The organism is Streptomyces iranensis, from assembly GCF_017874715.1.
Classification (GTDB): domain Bacteria; phylum Actinomycetota; class Actinomycetes; order Streptomycetales; family Streptomycetaceae; genus Streptomyces; species Streptomyces iranensis.
Genome location: NZ_JAGGLR010000022.1, coordinates 61,603 through 80,272 on the forward strand (window position 1 = coordinate 61,603; position 18,670 = coordinate 80,272).

The 18,670-nt window shown below is 68.6% G+C and carries 13 protein-coding genes; 10 read left to right on the top strand and 3 right to left on the bottom strand.

Annotated features, from left to right (window positions below; genetic code table 11):
- Positions 1-35 precede the first annotated feature (35 nt).
- The 8 genes from J2Z30_RS34570 to J2Z30_RS34605 all read left to right on the top strand — a co-directional run bounded on the left by J2Z30_RS34570 (position 36) and on the right by J2Z30_RS34605 (position 14,930).
- Positions 36-5,873: a type I polyketide synthase gene (locus J2Z30_RS34570; protein WP_209468956.1), complete on the top strand. Its 5,838-nt coding sequence runs from the start codon at positions 36-38 to the stop codon at positions 5,871-5,873.
- Positions 5,874-6,207: 334 nt separating this feature from the next.
- Positions 6,208-7,233, top strand: coding sequence for a MupA/Atu3671 family FMN-dependent luciferase-like monooxygenase (locus J2Z30_RS34575; RefSeq protein WP_044568460.1), 1,026 nt, complete (start codon positions 6,208-6,210; stop codon positions 7,231-7,233).
- Positions 7,234-7,318: 85 nt separating this feature from the next.
- Positions 7,319-8,974: an FAD-binding dehydrogenase gene (locus J2Z30_RS34580; RefSeq protein WP_044568458.1), complete on the top strand. Its 1,656-nt coding sequence runs from the start codon at positions 7,319-7,321 to the stop codon at positions 8,972-8,974.
- Positions 8,975-9,075: 101 nt separating this feature from the next.
- Positions 9,076-9,918, top strand: coding sequence for an SAM-dependent methyltransferase (locus J2Z30_RS34585; protein ID WP_052701246.1), 843 nt, complete (start codon positions 9,076-9,078; stop codon positions 9,916-9,918).
- Between the two features lie 277 nt (positions 9,919-10,195).
- The gene (locus J2Z30_RS51455; RefSeq protein ID WP_052701245.1) at positions 10,196-11,056 is read left to right on the top strand and encodes a helix-turn-helix transcriptional regulator; all 861 of its coding nucleotides are present in this window, start codon (positions 10,196-10,198) and stop codon (positions 11,054-11,056) included.
- A gap of 103 nt (positions 11,057-11,159) precedes the next feature.
- Positions 11,160-11,387 carry an MbtH family protein gene (locus J2Z30_RS34595; RefSeq protein WP_044568454.1) on the top strand — a complete coding sequence of 76 codons (228 nt, stop codon included), beginning with the start codon at positions 11,160-11,162 and terminating at the stop codon, positions 11,385-11,387.
- A gap of 151 nt (positions 11,388-11,538) precedes the next feature.
- Positions 11,539-13,404 carry an SgcJ/EcaC family oxidoreductase gene (locus J2Z30_RS34600; RefSeq protein ID WP_052701244.1) on the top strand — a complete coding sequence of 622 codons (1,866 nt, stop codon included), beginning with the start codon at positions 11,539-11,541 and terminating at the stop codon, positions 13,402-13,404.
- A gap of 17 nt (positions 13,405-13,421) precedes the next feature.
- Positions 13,422-14,930 (top strand): phytoene desaturase family protein, encoded by a 1,509-nt coding sequence (locus J2Z30_RS34605; protein WP_044568452.1) that lies wholly within the window; start codon positions 13,422-13,424, stop codon positions 14,928-14,930.
- Here the strand turns inward: J2Z30_RS34605 and J2Z30_RS34610 are convergent.
- Genes J2Z30_RS34610 through J2Z30_RS34620 form a run of 3 tightly spaced genes read right to left on the bottom strand, consistent with a single transcriptional unit; the run spans position 14,906 to position 16,117 of the window.
- The gene (locus J2Z30_RS34610; RefSeq protein WP_078956508.1) at positions 14,906-15,373 is read right to left on the bottom strand and encodes a hypothetical protein; all 468 of its coding nucleotides are present in this window, start codon (positions 15,371-15,373) and stop codon (positions 14,906-14,908) included. The genes J2Z30_RS34605 and J2Z30_RS34610 overlap by 25 nt on opposite strands.
- Position 15,374: 1 nt before the next feature.
- Positions 15,375-15,782 (bottom strand): hypothetical protein, encoded by a 408-nt coding sequence (locus tag J2Z30_RS34615; RefSeq protein WP_044581079.1) that lies wholly within the window; start codon positions 15,780-15,782, stop codon positions 15,375-15,377.
- Positions 15,782-16,117, bottom strand: coding sequence for a DsrE family protein (locus tag J2Z30_RS34620; protein WP_044568450.1), 336 nt, complete (start codon positions 16,115-16,117; stop codon positions 15,782-15,784). Before J2Z30_RS34620 ends, J2Z30_RS34615 begins: the two co-directional genes overlap by 1 nt.
- A gap of 648 nt (positions 16,118-16,765) precedes the next feature.
- Here J2Z30_RS34620 and J2Z30_RS34625 point away from each other — a divergent pair.
- Positions 16,766-17,788, top strand: a complete 1,023-nt coding sequence (locus J2Z30_RS34625; RefSeq protein WP_063790870.1) for an ATP-binding cassette domain-containing protein — start codon at positions 16,766-16,768, stop codon at positions 17,786-17,788.
- The gene (locus J2Z30_RS34630) at positions 17,785-18,600 is read left to right on the top strand and encodes an ABC transporter permease (protein ID WP_044568446.1); all 816 of its coding nucleotides are present in this window, start codon (positions 17,785-17,787) and stop codon (positions 18,598-18,600) included. The genes J2Z30_RS34625 and J2Z30_RS34630 overlap by 4 nt, the downstream gene beginning before the upstream one ends.
- The last annotated feature ends 70 nt before the right edge of the window (positions 18,601-18,670 follow it).

Consider the following 18,670-nt stretch of genomic DNA (forward strand, 5'->3'; position numbering starts at 1 on the left):
GAATCAGTGACTCTCCAGTGAAAGGGCAGGGCCCCATGGAAGACTCCACGGTACTTGAACACCTCAAGCGCGCCACGACTGGCTTGCGTGAGGCTCGGGCTCGTTTGCGTGAGGTTGAGGAGCGGGCGCGCGAGCCGATAGCCATTGTTGGCATGTCTTGCCGGTATCCAGGTGATGTGAGCTCACCGGATGACTTGTGGGGACTCGTGACGAACGGCGTGGACGCCATCTCCGCATTCCCCGCCGATCGTGACTGGTCGGATGGAGTCCTGGACGACAAGGACTCGGATCAGGAGTCTGCTCCAGCGGAGCTGCGCGGTGGATTCTTGCATGATGCGGCCGATTTCGACGCGGAGTTCTTCGGGATTTCTCCGCGTGAGGCACTGGTCATGGATCCGCAGCAGCGGCTGCTGTTGGAAGCGTCCTGGGAGGCCATGGAGAGCGCGGGAATCAATCCGGCTGATGTGCGCGGCACCGAGACCGGCGTGTTCGTCGGAACTCAAGGGCAGGATTACCTGTCGCGGTTCCGGCAGCATCCAGAGGGCAGTGATGGCTATGTGCTGACGGGTAACACGGCCAGTGTTATGTCGGGGCGTTTGGCGTATGTGTTTGGTCTTGAGGGGCCTGCGGTGACGGTGGATACGGCGTGTTCGTCGTCGTTGGTGGCGTTGCATCAGGCGAGTGTGGCGTTGCGCAGTGGTGAGTGTTCGATGGCGTTGGCTGGTGGTGTGGCGGTGATGTCGACTCCGGGGACGTTTGTGGAGTTCTCCCGTCAGCGGGGCCTGTCGGCCGACGGCCGCTGCAAGGCGTTCGCGGACGCGGCGGATGGCACGGGCTGGGGCGAGGGCGTGGGTGTGCTGTTGCTGGAGCGGTTGTCGGATGCTCGGGCTCGGGGGCATCGGGTGTTGGCGGTGGTGCGTGGTTCTGCGGTCAATCAGGACGGGGCGTCGAACGGGCTGACGGCGCCGAACGGTCCGTCGCAGGAGCGGGTGATCCGACAGGCCCTCGCCAGTGCCCGGTTGTCGGCGGCCGATGTGGATGCTGTCGAGGGCCATGGGACTGGGACGACGCTCGGTGATCCGATCGAGGCGCAGGCGTTGCTGGCTACCTATGGGCGGGAGCGTGAGGGTGGTCGGCCGTTGTGGCTGGGGTCGCTGAAGTCCAACATCGGTCACACGCAGGCGGCTGCGGGCGTCGGGGGTGTGATCAAGATGGTCATGGCCCTGAACCGGGAGGCGCTGCCGCGCACGTTGCATGTGGACCAGCCCTCCTCGCACGTGGACTGGGATGCGGGGGCGGTCGAGCTGCTGACCGAGGCTGTCGTCTGGCCGCGAGGGGAGCGGGTCCGGCGGGCTGGGGTGTCTTCTTTTGGCGTCTCGGGGACTAATGCTCACGTCATCCTTGAGGAAGCGCCGGCGGATGAGGCCTCGAATGTGGAGGTGGTTTCCGCTGGTGGTGGTGTGGTGCCGTGGGTTGTGTCGGGGCGTAGTGCGGGGGCGTTGGCGGCTCAGGCGGGCCGACTGCTGGAGCATGTCAGTGCTGCTCAGGCCGACGGTGGCGTGGATGCGGTGGGGGTGGGGCGTGCTCTGGTGGGCTCTCGTGCGGTGTTCGAGCACCGTGCTGTCGTTCTTGGCTCGGATGTGGAGGAGCTGACCGCTGGGCTTCAGAGGCTGGCGGAGACTGCCGTCGGTGGTGCTGGCGGTGGTGTGGTTGCGGGGCGTGTGCGGTCGGGTGGGCGTGTGGCGGTGTTGTTCTCCGGTCAGGGGAGTCAGCGGGCGGGGATGGGGCGGGAGTTGTATGAGGCCTTTCCCGTGTTCGCATCAGCCTTCGATGAGGTGTGTGCGCGGTTTGATGTGTTGCTGGATCGGTCGTTGAAGGAGGTGGTGTTTGCCGATGCTGGTGGTTCTGGTGGTGGTGGGGGTGGGGGGTTGTTGGATCGGACGGTGTTTACGCAGGCGGGGTTGTTTGCGTTGGAGGTGGCGCTGTTTCGGTTGATGGAGTCCTTTGGGGTGCGGGTGGATTTCCTGGCTGGGCATTCGATTGGTGAGGTGGTGGCGGCGTATGTGGCGGGGGTGTGGTCGTTGGAGGATGCCTGCACACTTGTCGCCGCCCGGGGGCAGTTGATGCAGGATCTGCCTGGTGGTGGGGCGATGGCCTCGGTCCAGGCCACGGCGCAGGAGATGGGTCAGGCTCTGGAGGATCTGCGGGCCCAGTCCGGCGGGCTGGGTGGTGTGGTGGAGGTTGCGGCGGTTAATGGGCCGGATCAGGTGGTGGTTTCCGGTGAGGCGGCTGCGGTGGCCCGGGTGGCCGAGCATTGGCGTGGTCTGGGTCGGAAGGTGAAGGGTTTGCGGGTGGGGCATGGGTTCCACTCGGCGTTGATGGAGCCGATGCTGGACGGTTTCCGACGGGTGCTGGAAGGGTTGTCGTTTGCTTCTCCGCGGTTGACGGTGGTCTCGAATGTGACGGGTCGGCCGGCTGGGGCGGAGGAGGTGTGTTCGCCGGAGTATTGGGTGCGTCATGTCCGGCAGGCGGTGTTGTTCGGGCCGGGTGTGGAGTGGTTGGCCCGGGACGGTCAGGTGACACGGTTTGTGGAGCTCGGGCCTGACGGCGTTCTGAGCGCCATGGCTCACAACTGCCTGGCCAACCACATCGATGCCGACAGTGAGGATGGCTCTGGCGCTGAGACGGAGGTCATCGCCTCCCTGCGCCGGGACCAGCCCGAGGTACAGGCCGTGCTGACCTGTCTGGCAAGGCAATTCACCACAGGCGCGGCTATCGACTGGACCCCTGTACTCGGCAGGAGCGACAGCAGCGCCCCGGGGGCTTACCTGGGCCTGCCCACTTACGCCTTCCAACGGCAGCGCTACTGGCTCGACGCCCCGCACCACACAGCCGACGCCACCGACCTCGGCCTGGAAACCGTCGAACACCCACTGCTGGGAGCGGCCATTCCCCTTGCTGAGGGAGGGCGGGTGTTCGCAGGCCGTGTGTCCCTGCGTACGCATCCATGGCTCGTCGACCACCAGGTGCTCAAGACCGTATTGGTCCCCGGAACCGTCCTCGTCGAGATGGTGGTACGTGCGGCGGATCGGGTCGGTTGCGGTCGGGTGGATGACCTGGCGCTGGAGGCACCACTGATCCTGACGGATGAAGGTGGCGTCCAGCTTCAGGTAGTGGTGGAGGAGCCGGACGAGTCGGGTGTCCGACCGGTCGCGGTGTACTCACGCCCGGAGGATCAAGAGTTCGCCGGTGATGCCGTGTGGGTTCGCCATGCCACGGGTTCGTTGGTGGCGGGGGAGCCGGTTGGTGTTGGTGGTGGGGTGGTGTTGGAGCAGTGGCCGCCGGTGGGTGCTGAGCCGGTGGTGGCTGATCTGGATGCGTTCTATGAGCGTTTCTCCGAGCGTGGGTTTGATTATGGTCCGGCTTTTCGGGGGTTGGAGGCGGTGTGGCGGCGTGGTGAGGAGGTGTTTGCTCAGGTTCGTCTTCCGGGGGAGCGGGTTGGTGAGGTGGAGCGGTTTGGGGTGCATCCGGCGTTGTTGGATGCGGCCGTGCATGCGGTGGCGTTGATCGCTTCGGGTGAGGATGAGGAGGCGGCGCGTATTCCGTTTGCGTGGTCGGGGGTGCGGTTGCATGCCTCGGGTGCGTCGGTGGTGCGGGTGCGGTTGACCCGGGCGGGGTCGGATGCGGTGGCGTTGGAGGTGGCGGATGCGGCGGGCCAGCCGGTGGTGTCCATTGAGTCGCTGGCTTTGCGGCCGGTTTCGGCTGAGCAGTTGCAGGCGGCCCAGACCAGTCGTTATGACTCGCTGTTCCAGTTGGACTGGCAGCCGGTGGCCGCGTCGGCTTCGGTTGTTGCTGGGGGTTCGTGGGCGGTTGTGGGGCCGGATGCCGGGTTGGGTGAGGCGGTGGGCCGTGCCGGTGGGGTGTGTGTTCGCTATGCGGATGTGTCCGCGTTGATCAGCGCGCTCGATGAGGGTGGGGTGGTGCCTGAGACGGTGGTGCTGTCCTGCCCGACGAGCGGTGGTGACAGCGATGTGGCTGCCGGGGTGGGGGAGTCGCTTTCCTTCGTGCTGGCTGCGGTGCAGCGGTGGCTGGGTGAGGAGCGCTTGTTCGGGTCCCGTCTGGTGGTGGCCACCTGCGGTGCGGTCGCTACGGAGACTGGGGAGGGTGTGGCCGATCTGGTGCACGCTCCGGTGTGGGGTTTGTTGCGGTCGGTGCAGACCGAGAATCCCGGCCGGTTCCTCCTGCTGGACCACGACCCTGACCACGAGATCAGCCTTGCTGCGGCGGACGCGGTGGTGCGGGTCCTCGTTGCTGGTGAGGAGCCCCAGCTGGCGGTCCGGGGTGGCACGGTCCTGGTTCCGCGCTTGTCCCGCGTGGCCAAGCCCGCAGTGGATCCCGAGGGATCTACGCGACTGGTCTCTGGTGGGACGGTGTTGGTGACGGGGGCGTCGGGTGTGTTGGCGGGTGTGGTGGCCCGGCATCTGGTGGCTGGGCATGGGGTGGAGCATCTGTTGCTGGCCAGCCGTAGGGGCTCGGATGCTCCGGGGATGGCGGAGTTGGTGGCCGAGTTGGAAGCGGCTGGGGTGTCGGTCACGGTGGCCGCGTGTGATGTGGCCGACCGCGAAGCGGTACGTGAGCTGCTGGCTGCCGTCCCGGCACAGCTTCCGCTGCGGGGAGTGGTTCACACCGCTGCGGTGGTGGACGACGGTGTTGTCGAAGGGCTGACGGATGAGCGTGTTCAGCGGGTGTTGGCGCCGAAGGTGGATGCGGCTTGGCATTTGCATGAGTTGACCCGGGATATGGGTCTGGAGGCGTTCGTGCTGTATTCCTCCGTCGCCTCCACCCTGGGTGCTGGTGGGCAGGGGAGTTACGCGGCGGCCAACGCGTTCCTCGACGCCCTGGCTCAGCACCGCCATGCCCAGGGCCTGCCCGCCGTGTCCCTCGCCTGGGGCCTGTGGGCACAGGCCAGCGGAATCACCCAGAACCTGAGCCAGACCGACATCGCCCGCATGGCCCGCGGCGGCACCACCGGACTCACCACCGAAGAAGGTCTCGCCCTCTTCGACACCGCTCAAAGCGTGGGACGTCCGCATGTGATGCCGGTGCGCATGGACCTGACGTCCCACCAGGCCCATCCGGAAGTGCCGGTCCCGGCAATGCTGCGGAACCTGATACGTACGCCTCTCCGCAAGGCCGCGACCGGGCAGAGCGGTGCGAAGGAATGGCGGGACCGGCTTCTGGGAGCGAGCCCGGAGGAGCGTGAGCGGCTTCTGCTGGACCTCGTCCGCATCTCGACCGCGACCGTTCTGGGGCACAGGGACTCCGGAGAGATCGACCTCGAAGGCGAATTCCTCGAAATGGGGTTGGATTCCCTGACGGCCGTCGAGCTGCGGAACCAGCTCGGCAGCGCCACGGGGCTGCGGCTGTCCACGACGATGGTCTTTGACCATCCGACCCCGGCCGATCTCGCGGTGCATCTCGCAGACGAGCTGAATACCCTCGCGGCCACGTCTCCTGGCTCTGCCACCCCTCCCAACCCTCCCAGTTTGCCCAGTTCGCCCAGTTCTCCCAGCTCTTCCAGCACTCCCGGCGCCACAGAGTTCAACACCGTTGGCCCCCACGCCGTACTGGCGGAGATCGAAAAGCTCCGGGAAACGCTTTCCCTCGCGTCACTGGTCAATGAGGACCGGTCCCTGGCGCTTGGCCGACTGGAGGACGTGCTCAATCAATTCGCAAAGCAGGACCAGGACCACGGCCGGGACCAGGACCAGGACCAGGACCACGGCCAGGACCAGACCCAGGACCCTGCCCAGGCGTCCCGCGGTGAAGGAGCCGAGATGAGTCCAAGCGAAGGCATCGACGTACTCAGTTGACCTATGCGGGGCCTCTGTGGCCACGAGTGGCCAATATTGGCCACAAGTGGCCACCGACCCCAATGACAAGAACCCAGCGAATACGTGAGCCCGAATTCGCAGGCCACCCGCTGTGATCAACGAAGCAGGAAGGTTATCTTTGGGCTGCGGAAAATCAGAAGTCCATTGCCTGCCGACAGAGAGTCGACAGAGGGTCGACAGAGGGTCGACAGCAGGCCGAAAGTGAATTATCCGGTGTTCGGCGAACCCTTGTCCGAGCCGCCTGATCATGGTTAGAGTCGGCAGCGCGGACGCCCGAGTCACATAAGACGGATTCAACGGGGAAGTGGTGTCGATGGAATTCAGCGTCTTGTACTTTGCGAACCGCGAGGTCACGGATGCGTCCGCGGAATACGACCTGCTGCTGGATACGGCGCGGTTTGCCGATGAGCACGGCTTCAGGGCGCTCTGGATGCCTGAGCGGCATTTTCATCGATTCGGCGGCGCGTATCCGAATCCGGCGTTGACGGCCGCGGCCCTCGCCACCGTGACGCGCAACATACGGCTGCGCGCGGGAAGCGTGGTCGTGCCCCTCCACGATCCGCTGGAAGTCGTGGAGAACTGGTCATTGGTGGACAACCTCTCCCGCGGTCGCGTCGATCTGGCCTTCGGTACGGGCTGGGCGCCCAACGACTTCGTCCTGGCGCCGGACCGTTACCAGGAGCGCCGGAAGCTGACGATGGACGGGATCGAGGAGATCCGCGGTCTGTGGCGCGGGGAGCCGGTGAAACGGGTCAATGGGGAGGGCGACAGTGTCGAGATCCTCAGCTACCCTCGCCCGATGCAGCCGGAGCCCGGCCTCTGGATGACATGTTCCAGCAGCCGGGCCACGTTCGAGGAGGCCGGTGCGCGCGGCCTGAACATCCTCACCGCTCTGCTCTTCCAGAAGGTGGAGGAAGTGGCGGCGAACATCGAGGTGTATCGGGCGGCCCGCGCCAAGAACGGTCTCGATCCGGCGGGCGGCACGGTCACCCTGATGATGCACACCTTCGCCGGCGAGAGCGACAAGCAGGTACGTGACATCGTGAAGGAGCCCTTCAAGGCGTATCTCAAGTCCTCCTTCGACCTCTGGCGCAATCAGTGGAGCGATCTGAAGGGCGTGGACCAGGAGCAAGTGGTCAACTTCGCCTTTGAACGCTACTTCCGCACCGCATCGCTGTTCGGCTCCGTCGACAAGTGCGTCCGATCCGTGGAAAAGCTGGCCCAGGCCGGCGTGAACGAAGTCGCCTGCCTCGTGGACTTCGGCGTGACCGGCGATGAGATTCGCGCGGCCCTGCCCTATCTCGACCAGGTCAGGAGCCGTGTCCAGGCGGGGACGTGAGCCAACCGGGAACCCGGAACCCCATCCGCCGTCCGTCCACCCCACCGCCGCCCAGCGGCGACGCCGATCCGAGGTGAAGGAAGATATGTCGTACGACGCTGACGTCATCGTGGTCGGTGCGGGGCTGGCCGGTCTGGTCGCCGCGGCCGAACTGGCCGACGCGGGCCGCAAGGTCATCGTGCTCGACCAGGAGGGCGAGAACTCGCTGGGCGGTCAGGCGTTCTGGTCCTTCGGCGGCCTCTTCCTCGTGGACTCACCGGAGCAGCGCCGCATGGGCATCCGGGACAGCCGTGAGCTGGCGCTGCAGGACTGGCTCGGGAGCGCCGATTTCGACCGGCCGGAGGATCACTGGCCACGTCGCTGGGCGGAGGCGTACGTGGACTTCGCCGCCGGGGAGCAGCGGTCCTGGCTCAGGGAGCGGGGCGTGCGTTTCTTCCCGCTCGTCAGCTGGACCGAACGAGGTGGTTACGCGGCGTCCGGGCACGGCAATTCGGTGCCCCGGTTCCACATCACCTGGGGCACCGGGCCCGGTCTGCTGGAGCCCTTCGTCCGCAGGGTCCTGGCCGCCAGGGCCCGGGGCCTGGTCGAGTTGCGGTACCGCCACCGGGTCACCGGGCTGTCCCGCACCGCCGGATCCGTGGACACGGTGTCCGGTGATCTGCTGGCGCCCGACGAGGTGCAGCGGGGGGCGGCCAGCTCACGTGAGGTGGTGGGCGCCTTCGAGCTCCGCGCCCAGGCGGTCATCGTCACCTCCGGTGGCATCGGCGGCAACGACGATCTCGTCCGCAGGAACTGGCCGGAGCGGCTGGGCAACCCCCCTCGGCGGATGATCGCCGGCGTTCCCGCCTACGTCGACGGGCATATGCTCGAGGTGACGGAGAAGGCCGGGGGACGGGTCATCAACGGCGACCGGATGTGGCACTACAACGAGGGGGTCCAGAACTGGGATCCCATCTGGCCCCGCCACGGTATCCGCATTCTGCCGGGCCCCTCGTCCCTCTGGCTGGATGCCACGGGGAAGCGGCTGCCGGTGCCGCTCTTCCCCGGGTACGACACCTTGGGCACCCTCAAGCACATCATGAGCACGGGCTACGACTACTCGTGGTTCGTACTGACCCAGAAGATCATCGAGAAGGAGTTCGCCCTCTCGGGATCGGAGCAGAACCCCGACCTCACGGGGAAGAGCATCCGCGGTGTGCTCGGCAGGCTCCGCCCCGGCCCGCCCGGCCCCGTGGAGGCTTTCCGGCAGCACGGTGTGGACTTCGTGGTGGAGCGGGATCTGGACTCGCTGGTGCGCGGGATGAACGCGCTGACCGACGAGCCGCTGATCGACGAGGCCGAGCTCCGGCGCGAGATCGTCGCCCGTGACCGCGAGACGGTCAACAAGTTCTCCAAGGACCTTCAGATCAACGCGATCCGGGCCGCGGGAAACTACCTCGGCGACAAGCTGGGGAAGGTGGCCCCGCTGCACAGGTTGCTGGATCCCAAGGCCGGTCCGCTCATCGCGGTGCGGCTGAACATCATCACCCGCAAGTCACTCGGTGGTCTGGAGACCGACCTGTCCAGCCGGGTGCTGACCGGCACCGGCGAGCCCGTTCCGGGTGTCTACGCGGCGGGTGAGGTGGCCGGATTCGGCGGTGGCGGAGTGCACGGCTACCGCTCGCTGGAGGGGACGTTCCTCGGCGGATGTCTGCTGTCCGGCCGTGCGGCGGGCCGTGCCGCGGCGCGGGCCGTGGGCTGAACGCAGAAGCGGGGCGCCGGGAAAGCGGCGCACAGGGCAACACAGGACGCCGGGTAAACGGCGTGAGCAGCACACCACTTGACGCATCGGAGAGGCTTCGGATGTCAACGGCGGCACAAAGCAATATCGCTCAAGTAGGGGATCGCTACGACGAGTTCAGCGCGCTGCACGCCGTGCTGAGCGACAGCGACCTGCCCGTGGGAAGCAATCTGCACCTCGGGTACTGGAACGACGAGTACGACGAGGCCGACCTCGCCACCGCCACCGAGCAGCTGACACGGCAGCTGCTCAAGCGGCTGGCCCCCCGGCCCGGACAGCGGATCCTCGATGTGGGCTGCGGAGTGGGCCAGCCCGCGATGAGCCTGGCCCGCGCCTGTGACGTCGAGGTGCACGGCATCTCGGTCAGCCGCCGCCAGGTGGAGCAGGCCACCGCGCGCGCGAGCGAGGCCGGACTGGCGGACCGGGTGCGCTTCGAGTACGCCAACGCCATGCAACTGCCGTACCCCGACGCCTCGTTCGACGCGGCATGGCTCTTCGAGTCGCTCATCCACATGCCGGAGAAGGAGCGCGCGCTGAAAGAGGTGGCGCGGGTGCTCAAGCCGGGGTCCCGGCTGGCCGTCGCCGATATGTTCCACCGCCCCGGGCACGACTGGCCGCTCGAGGGAAGTGAGATCGTCACGGCGGTCGATCTCGACGACTACCAGGAGCTGTTCGACCGGGCGGGTCTCCGGCTGCTGGAGATCGACGATGTGTCGGATCACACGATCGTGCCGTTGCCCATTCAGACCAAGCTGAAGGATCTGCTCGCGCCTCATCGTGAGGCACTGGTCCGGGCAGTCGGCGAGGGGCTCGTCAATCAGCTGATCGGGCCCGAGGAGGGCGTGGAAGTGCGGCCCGGCGGCGGGCTCCCCGGTTATGTACTGATCGCCGGAGAACGTCCGTAGAGCCGAGCGGTCCACTCGCGGTCCGCGGCCGGTATCGCCCGCTCATCCCGGTTGTCATTCGTTGCGGCGCCAGGAGTCCGACGTGATAATCGAATTGACTTGGTGATCTTCTGGGGGTTGGATGCTCAAGGAACGGGGACTTGAATGGCGTGCGGTTGCCGTGTATCGGCTTTCGCTCGTTCGACCTTCACTCGATGTCGGTGAGATCGCGCGCCGACTGGACCTTTCCGAAGCCGAAGTCCGCGCGGTCCACGCGGAGCTGGCCGAACACCCGCTGGTGGCCGGGCGATCCGCCCTGACCTGCGAGGACTCCGGTCTCCGCGACGGTCTCCGCGACGGTCTCAGCGAGAGTCTCAGCGACGGAGTCCGCGAGGGGCTCCGCGAGGAGCCGGGATCCGGGGACGACCTCACGGCGCGCCGGTGGCAGATAGCGAAGGCCCGATCCATGGTCTCCTCGGTGACCCGGAATTACGAGGCCGGTGAGGAATACATCGGCGCCGCCCGGCGGTTCGACGGGGTCGATGCCGTGCATACGCGGCTGCGCGAGTTGTGCGGACGGGCCGCCAAGGAGTGCCGCATCTTCTCGTCTTCCTATGTCCAGCTTCCGAATTCCGTGGAGCAGGGAAACCAATGGGAGCGGGTGGTGACGGAGCGCGGAATTTCCATCCGGGCCGTTCACCAGGACAGCTTCCGCGGCGATTCCACGGAGCTGGGGGCCGCCCGGTGGCTTGCCTCGCTCGGCGGGCGGATCCGTACCGTCCCCGTCCTCCCGACCCCCATGGCGCTGGTGGACGAGCACATCGCCCTGGTGCCACTGGATCCCGAGGACGCCACCCGGGGCGCGCTCGAGCTGAACGGGTACGAGGCGGTGGCGGCACTGCGGACGATCTTCGAACACTTCTGGGTCACGGCCACTCCCTGGGACGAGCCCGCGCAGCGGGACCGGGAGGGGCTCTCGCCCCGGGAGCGCGATCTGCTGCGCCTCCTCGCCAGTGGATTCACCGACGAGTCGATGTGCCGCAAGCTGGGCATCTCGCTGCGCACCGTACGCCGCGCGGTGGCCGATCTCATGGCGCGCCTGGGTGCCCACAGCCGCTTCGAGGCGGGTGTGCAGGCGGTCCGCTGCGGCTGGCTGTGAAGGGTGGCGGCGGGGCGCCCGCCGGCGCACATTCCATCGGACCGGTCCGAAGACAAGCAATCGAGCGGCTCGTGAAGTCCGCCCTGTCCCGAGGAGTCAGACGATGACCAATCCGTTCGACAACCCCGACGGCACCTTCCTGGTTCTGGTCAATGACGAGGGTCAGCACTCGCTGTGGCCGGCCTTCGCGGAGGTCCCGGCCGGCTGGGAGGTCGTGGTCCAGGAGACGGATCGCAAGACCTGCCTGGACTACATCGAGGCGAACTGGACCGACATGCGGCCCAAGAGCCTGATCGAAGCGATGAACCGGGCGGAGCAGAGCCGGGGTTGACCCCACCAGGCTCCCACCGGGCCCCCACCAGGCCCCGACGAGCGGCCCGGACAACACGAGCGGGTCGGAGAACACGAGCGGCCCGGACAACACGAGCGGCGCGGAGAAAGAGCAGCAGCCCGGTACCAACCATGAAAAGGGAAGTGATGGTGTGAAAGGTTCGCGCAGGCTCGGCAGCGCACTCGTACTCGGTGGCGGCGTGGCCGGGCTGCTCGCGGCGGCCGCCCTCATCGAGTACGTGGACACCATCACCGTCGTGGAACGGGACCGGCTGCCCGACGGGCCCGAGGTGCGCAAGGGTGTGCCTCAGGGCCGTCACCTCCACGGTCTCCAGTCCAGCGGCGTCCAGGCCATCGACACCCTGCTCCCGGGCACACTGGAGAGCCTCTTCGCGGCCGGTGCCCACCGGGTGGCCATGCCGACGCAGGCGCTGTTCTACGGCCCGCACGGCTGGATGCGCCAGTATCCGGGCGAACACTTCACGGTCGGGGCCAGCAGACCTCTGGCCGAGCACGTCGTGCGCCGTGCCCTGCTGGGCCATGCGCACGTCCGGATCCTGGAAGGCGCCGAGGCCACCGGACTGATCGGCGACGCGCGGCGGGTGTCCGGGGCCCAGATCCGCCACCGCGGCACCGGTGAGCGCGAGAGCGTCGGCGCGGACCTGGTCATCGACGCCACCGGCCGCGGTTCCAAGGCACCGCAGTGGCTCAGTGAACTGGGCCTGCCCGAGGTGCCCGCCACGGTGGTCGACGCGGGGCTGGCCTACGCGAGCCGTGTCATCCGTCCTCCCGACGAGGCCACCGGACGCAGGTTCCCCCTGATCGCGCTGCAGGGCGACCCGCGAAGCGGCCGCCCGGCCCGGATCGGGGGCATGATGCTCGTCGAGGACGGGACGTGGATGGTGACCCTGGCGGGCACCACGGGCGCCCACCCTCCCCTGGACGAGGAAGGCTTCCTCCGCTACGCCCAGACCCTGCGCCACCCGCTCATGAGCGAACTCATCTCCCAGAGCACGCCCATGAGCCGGATCTCCGGTTTCCAGAACACCGCCAATCACCGCCGCCACTACGACAGGATGCGGACCCGTCCCACCGGCTTCCTGGTGTTCGGCGACGCGGCCACCACCTTCAACCCGCTGTATGGCCAGGGCGTGACCACGGCGGCGCTGAGCGCGGTCACCTTGCGCGAAGAGCTCGCGCGGGGCCCGCTCGACGAGGAGGGCTACGGCCGGGCCCAGGAGGCGGTCATCCGCGCCACCGACATCGCGTGGGCGATGGCGTCCAACGAGGACCTTCGCTATCCGGGGGCGAAGGGGCCCGCGCCGTCCGCGCGGCGGAAGGTGCTGCAGCGCTGCTCGGACCGGCTGCGTATCACCGCCGCCTGTGATCCGGTCGCCTCCCAGGCGCTGTTCAAGGCGCTCACCCTCACCACCCCGCCCCGGGAGGTGTTCAACGCCCGCACACTCAGGGCGCTGCTGCGAGGCCCTCGCCATCCCGCGCAGTACGACCTTCCCCCCGAGCACACCGGACTCCCCGAGCACACCGGGCTCCCCGCGCCCACGACGGATGAGACATACACGGACGAGACGTACGAGGGAAGGACCCCGATGGTGGAGGGCGAGACCGAGAAGAAGGCCGTGGTCGCCGCGTTGGAGCGGCTGGGCGCGGCCTGGTCGGAGCTGGACGGGCGGGCGCTGGGCGATGTGTTCACCGCCGACGCGACCATGATCGCTTTCGGATATCTGCGCAAGGGCCGGGACGAGATCGCAACCCGTATGGGGGAGGCGTTCCAGGGCCCGTACAAGGGCAGCCGGATAGTCGGTGACGTCCTGGAGGTGCGGCTCCTGGGGGACAGCGCGGCGGTGGCCGTCGTCCGCGGGGCCGTGCTGACGGCCGGGGAGACGGAGGTGACCGCGGAGAACGCCATCCGCTCCACCTGGACGCTGGTCAAACAGGACGGTGAGTGGCGCGTCGCCGCGTACCACAACAGCCCCGCCAAGGAGGACATGCCCGTGTGAGCTGCCAGACTGGGCCCATGAGGCCCCGTACGGGAAGCGGCGAAGCCATCGTGGTGGGGGCCGGTCCGAACGGGCTGGCCGCCGCCGTCACCCTGGCCCTCAGCGGATTCCGGGTCACCGTGCTCGAAGCGGCGGACACCATCGGCGGGGGCACCCGCAGTGGTGAACTCGGCGTGCCCGGTGTGGTGTTCGACCACTGCTCCTCGGCGCATGTGGTGGGCGCCGGCTCACCGTTCCTGCGCTCGCTGGACCTGGAGCCGTACGGGCTGGAGTGGCTGTGGCCCGAGGTGGACCTCGCGCATCCGCTGGACTCCGGTGGCGCGGGCGCGCTGTACCGGTCGGTCGGGAGGACGGCGGACGGGCTCGGCGCGGACGGCCACGCCTGGCGGCGGCTGTTCGGGCCACTGGCGGCGGACGCGGAGGTGCTCGCCGACGCGGTCATGCGCCCCCTGGCACGGGTGCCCCGCCATCCGCTCCGGCTCGCCCGCTTCGGCTTCCACGCTCTTCAGCCCGCGACGCTGGTGGCCAAGCGGTTCCGCACCGATGAGGCGCGCGGTGTCTTCGGCGGGGTGGCGGCACACCTGTTCGGCCCGTTGACCCAGCCGGTCGGGGCCGCCATCGGGCTCATGATCATCGCGATGGGCCACCGGTTCGGCTGGCCGGCGGCAAAGGGCGGCTCACGCGCCATCACCGACGCACTGGCCGCGCTGCTCACCGAGGCGGGCGGGCACATCGAGACCGGTGTGCGGGTCCGCTCCCTCGAGGAGTTGCCCCCGGCCGACGCGGTCATGCTGGACCTGGTCCCGGCCGCCGCGGCGGAGGTGATCGGCGACCGGTTGCCGGCACGGGTCCGGCGGGCCTACGCCCGTTTCCGCCATGGCCCCGGGGCGTTCAAGCTGGACCTCGCCGTCGAGGGCGGGATCCCGTGGCGCGCCGAGTACTGCCGCCGGGCGGGCACCGTGCACCTGGGCGGGAGCTTCGAGGAGATCGCGCATGTCGAGCGGGAGGTGCACCGGGGCCGGATGCCCCAGCGGCCCTTCATGCTGGTCTCGCAGCAGTACCTTGCCGACCCCGGCCGTTCGTCCGGTGGCATCCACCCCGTCTCCGCCTACGCGCATGTGCCGCACGGCTACGCGGGAGACGCCACCTCGGCCATGCTGCGGCAGTTCGAGCGCTTCGCACCCGGAACACGGGAGCGGATCGTCTCCCTGACCGCCATGTCGACCGCGGAACTGGAGCGGTACAACGCCAACTACATCGGGGGAGACATCATCTCCGGTGCCAACACCCCGCTCCAGCTGCTGACGCGTCCCCGGATGGTCCCCGATCCGTACCGCACGGGCGTGCCGGGGGTCTTCCTCTGCTCCGCGGCCACCCCACCGGGCGCCGGCGCCCACGGCATGAGCGGCCACAACGCAGCCCGCTCCGCGCTGCGCGCGCTGGGGCGCCCGGTCCCCGGGGGCCGGGCGCCCTCCACCGCGTTGCGGGGCGCGCCGCGTCGCTACAGGAAGCACACCATCCGGTAGGTGGACCACCGCGCCGCGGCCTCGTCCGCGGACATCGGTCGTACCTGGTCCAGGAGGCGCCCCTCGCCGTCCATTCCGTATGCGGCCAGGCCGGGCTCCTCGGCGTACACCCGCACCCCGGCGTCCAGCAGTCGCCGCACGTCACCGCGCGGATCGGTGAGCGTTTCGACCACGCGGTTGCCGAGCCGCAGCGGAGGCACGCGGGCGTCGCGCGCCGCGTACGTCACGGCCTGGCCGCGCAGCAGGATGTCGATCCCGCCGAGCCTGCGGTGCAGTTCGAGCGCCAGGTACAGGGCGTCCACGAACTGCTTCTCCACGGCGCCGCGGTAGGCGCGTTCCACGATGGCCAGCACCTGGGGCCGCTCGGGTGCCGCCGGGGACGGGTCGGGTGCCGCCGGGGACGGGTCGGGTGCGGCCGGGGGCAGGTCGGGGGGCTTGTGCATCTCAGATCACCCCGACCATCAGCGTCTTGCCGGTCGCGGCGCTGTTGGCGGCGAACGAGGAGGGGCGGCGCAGGATGACCTCGGGCACATGATCGTGGACGCCCCGGTCGTCGCTGCAGAACTGGCAGCCGTACCAGTAGAGCTGGTCGGGGAAGGCCGCGAGCAGGTCCTGGACGAGCGTGGCGGTCGATGGATAGGAGGTGGTCCAGGAGGCGATGTTGCGCTGTTTGGCCGCGCCGAGCGCCTGTCGGGTGAGATGGGTGGCGTAGCCGCAGGTCCACACCTGCACCCGGCCACCGCGCTCCAGCATCGCCTGGAGCAGCCGCAGCACGCTGGTGGTCTGGTCGGACTCATGTGGTGCGCCCATGAGGATCACCATGACGTCGGTGTGCGGAACGGGACGGCCCATCAGTGCCACACCACTTTCACCGCCGGGTCGAGTACCGCCTCGGCCACCGCGCCCATATCGGTGCGATGGGCCGCGGGCAGGAGTCCGGTGTTCTCGAGGCCGCGCTGGGCGAGCGAGAAGTCGTCCACCCAGACCCGGCCGCCGGCCCCGATGAAGGCCTCCAGTTCCGGTGAGCGGCCCGGGACGGCCAGGGTCACGGCGTCCTGGATGAGGAACAGCACCACCGGGTGGCCGAGCCGTGCCTGGGTCACCGCGTCACGCCGGAATCCCGGCCCGTCCGGCAGGGCCGCCGCCTGGCTCTCGATCAGCAGGAATCCTTCACGCACTGTGGTCATCGATGGCGCTCCCCCTCGATTCGAGAATGCGGCAGACCGCGATGGCGGATCTTTCTGCAGTCGCCCGCGGTGCACTGAAACCACCCGGGGAATTCCCGGGTGATTACGCCGATGAAAAGCCATTGGCCATCGGCCACCGGTCCCCGGGCATGACGAACATACGGGGAGGTGCGCGAGCTTCTCACATTTATCCGCGCCCGCCCCGGAGGTGCAACCCCCGGGCCGGAAACTGTCAGGCGGCGCTGTCCGGAATCCGAGGCTACACGATCCCTGATTGTTGGCTGATGCACGCTTCGGAATCAGGAATTTCGCGTGCCCTGGAATTACGGAATCCGCAATTCCCGCCGTGGTCGGAAGGCGAACCCGCCGCACGCTCACCCGCTTCCGGGCGCTGCCCCTGCGGCACGATGAAAGCCCTGGTCAGACCTGCCATGCAGAGCCTTCCGCGGTCGGCGGAATTCCTCATTACGCCGCTACGGAATCATGCGTTACACAATCGATTCTTCAATGCGGGGTGTCCACGCGTTGCCCCGCTGCCCAGGATGGGGTCCCAGCCGGCCGCGTGATCCCCAACCGTGGAATTGCTGATTCTGCCGCCGCGGCCCACCGCGTGTGACCGGCGGACACCGATACCCGAGAGGCCCTGTCGTGGAGACCATCCGTGTCGAAGACCTGAGCAAGTCCTATGCGAAGACCCAGGCGCTGTCCGAGGTCGGATTCACGGCTCGGGCCGGCACCGTCCTGGGGCTGCTGGGCCCGAACGGATCCGGCAAGACCACCACGGTACGCGTTCTGTCCACCCTGATCCGGGCGGACAGCGGGCGGGCCTGGATCGACGGACACGACGTCATGGCGCAGCCGCACCGGGTGCGGGCGGCGATCGGTCTCACGGGCCAGTACGCGGCGGTGGACGACGAGCTGTCGGGGCAGCACAACCTGGAGCTGATCGGCAGGCTGCTGGGCCTGTCCCGGGCGGCGGCGCGCGGCCGGGCCACCGAGTTGATCGAACGGTTCCGGCTGGAGGACGCCGCGGCCCGGCTGACGAAGACGTACTCCGGTGGCATGCGGCGCCGGCTGGACGTGGCGGCGAGCCTCGTCGGGCGGCCGCGGGTGCTGTTCCTGGACGAACCGACGACCGGGCTGGACCCGCGCAGCCGCACCGAGGTCTGGACGCTGGTGCGCGAGCTGGTGGCGGACGGCGTGACGGTCCTGCTCACCACCCAGTACCTGGAGGAGGCGGACCACCTGGCGAACGATCTGGTCGTACTCGACCAGGGGCGTGTGGTGGCCACCGGCACCCCCACCGAACTCAAGGCCCGGGTCGGTGGCCTCGCCCTGCAGATGCGGGTGGCGGATCCGGCCCAGGGCGCGCAGGCCGCCGCGTACGTCGCCGAGGCGACCGGGGTGGCGCCGGGCGTCGACGCGGACACCGGCCTGATCGACGCCGCCGTCGCGGATGTGACGGCGCTGCGCCGGGTGGCGGCACGGCTGGAGGCGGAGGGGATCCGCTTCGTCGAGCTGGGGCTGCGTCAGGCCACCCTCGATGAGGTGTTCTTCGCGCTGACCGGCCGTACCGCCCGGCCCGCCGATCCTGCCCAGGACCCCGATCCTGCCCAGGCCCCCGATCCGGCGCCGGTCACGGCCGGGGCCGCCGAAAGGAAACCGCGATGAGCAGCGCCCAGCACAGCACCCCGGCCCAGCTCCCCGCCGACCCGGGCCGCGGGGCCCTGGTCAGCCATACGCTGATCCTCGCCGGACGCCATCTGACCAAGTTGCGCGCCGCGCCGCAGATCGTGGTGTTCAGCGTGTTGCAGCCGCTCATCATGATGCTGCTCTTCATGGTGCTGTTCGCCGGGGCGGTGTCCGGGAGCCAGTCGGCCTATCTGCAGTTCCTGCTGCCGGGGATGCTCGCGCAGAACGCGGCGTTCATGGTCACCACCGTGGGCCAGGCGATCAACAGCGATATCGACAAGGGGATCTTCGACCGGTTCCGGAGCCTGCCCATCGCCCGGCCCGCACCGCTCATCGCGCATATCCTCGGGGACCTGCCGCGCCAGGCCGCCACCACGCTGGCGCTGCTCGCCTTCGGCTTCTGCATCGGGTTCCGCGTCCATACCGATCCGCTCTCGGTGGTGCTGGCCGTGGCGTTGGTGCTGCTGGTGTCGTTCGCGTTCTCCTGGATCGCCTTGACGATAGGGCTGATCGCGGACAAGCCCGAGTCGGTCAACATGCTCGTGATGATCCTGCTGTTCCCGATGGCGTTCGGCAGCAACACGATGGTCGCCACCGACACCCTTCCCGGGTGGCTCCAGGCCTGGGCGAAGGTCAATCCGGTGACGCATCTGACCGATGCCGTACGGGCCCTGCTCACCGGTCCGGCCTCGGATTCGGGTTCGGCGCTCGGCAGCACGCTGCTGGCCTGCGCGGTGATCCTCGTCCTCTTCGTGCCGCTGGCCGTCCGCGCCTTCACCCGCCGCCTGTAGAGCGCCGTTCCACACCATTTCGTTCTTCCGGATCAGCCATGTCCGGGTCACTGCAGAAGGGGACGTCGAC

Excerpts from the sequence above, each read along its gene's own strand:
- J2Z30_RS34570 (WP_209468956.1), top strand. The coding sequence starts at position 36 with ATGGAAGACTCCACGGTACTTGAACACCTCAAGCGCGCCACGACTGGC.
- J2Z30_RS34575 (WP_044568460.1), top strand. The coding sequence starts at position 6,208 with ATGGAATTCAGCGTCTTGTACTTTGCGAACCGCGAGGTCACGGATGCG.
- J2Z30_RS34580 (WP_044568458.1), top strand. The coding sequence starts at position 7,319 with ATGTCGTACGACGCTGACGTCATCGTGGTCGGTGCGGGGCTGGCCGGT.
- J2Z30_RS34585 (WP_052701246.1), top strand. The coding sequence starts at position 9,076 with ATGTCAACGGCGGCACAAAGCAATATCGCTCAAGTAGGGGATCGCTAC.
- J2Z30_RS34595 (WP_044568454.1), top strand. The coding sequence starts at position 11,160 with ATGACCAATCCGTTCGACAACCCCGACGGCACCTTCCTGGTTCTGGTC.
- J2Z30_RS34605 (WP_044568452.1), top strand. The coding sequence starts at position 13,422 with ATGAGGCCCCGTACGGGAAGCGGCGAAGCCATCGTGGTGGGGGCCGGT.
- J2Z30_RS34610 (WP_078956508.1), bottom strand. The coding sequence starts at position 15,373 with ATGCACAAGCCCCCCGACCTGCCCCCGGCCGCACCCGACCCGTCCCCG.
- J2Z30_RS34615 (WP_044581079.1), bottom strand. The coding sequence starts at position 15,782 with ATGGGCCGTCCCGTTCCGCACACCGACGTCATGGTGATCCTCATGGGC.
- J2Z30_RS34620 (WP_044568450.1), bottom strand. The coding sequence starts at position 16,117 with ATGACCACAGTGCGTGAAGGATTCCTGCTGATCGAGAGCCAGGCGGCG.
- J2Z30_RS34630 (WP_044568446.1), top strand. The coding sequence starts at position 17,785 with ATGAGCAGCGCCCAGCACAGCACCCCGGCCCAGCTCCCCGCCGACCCG.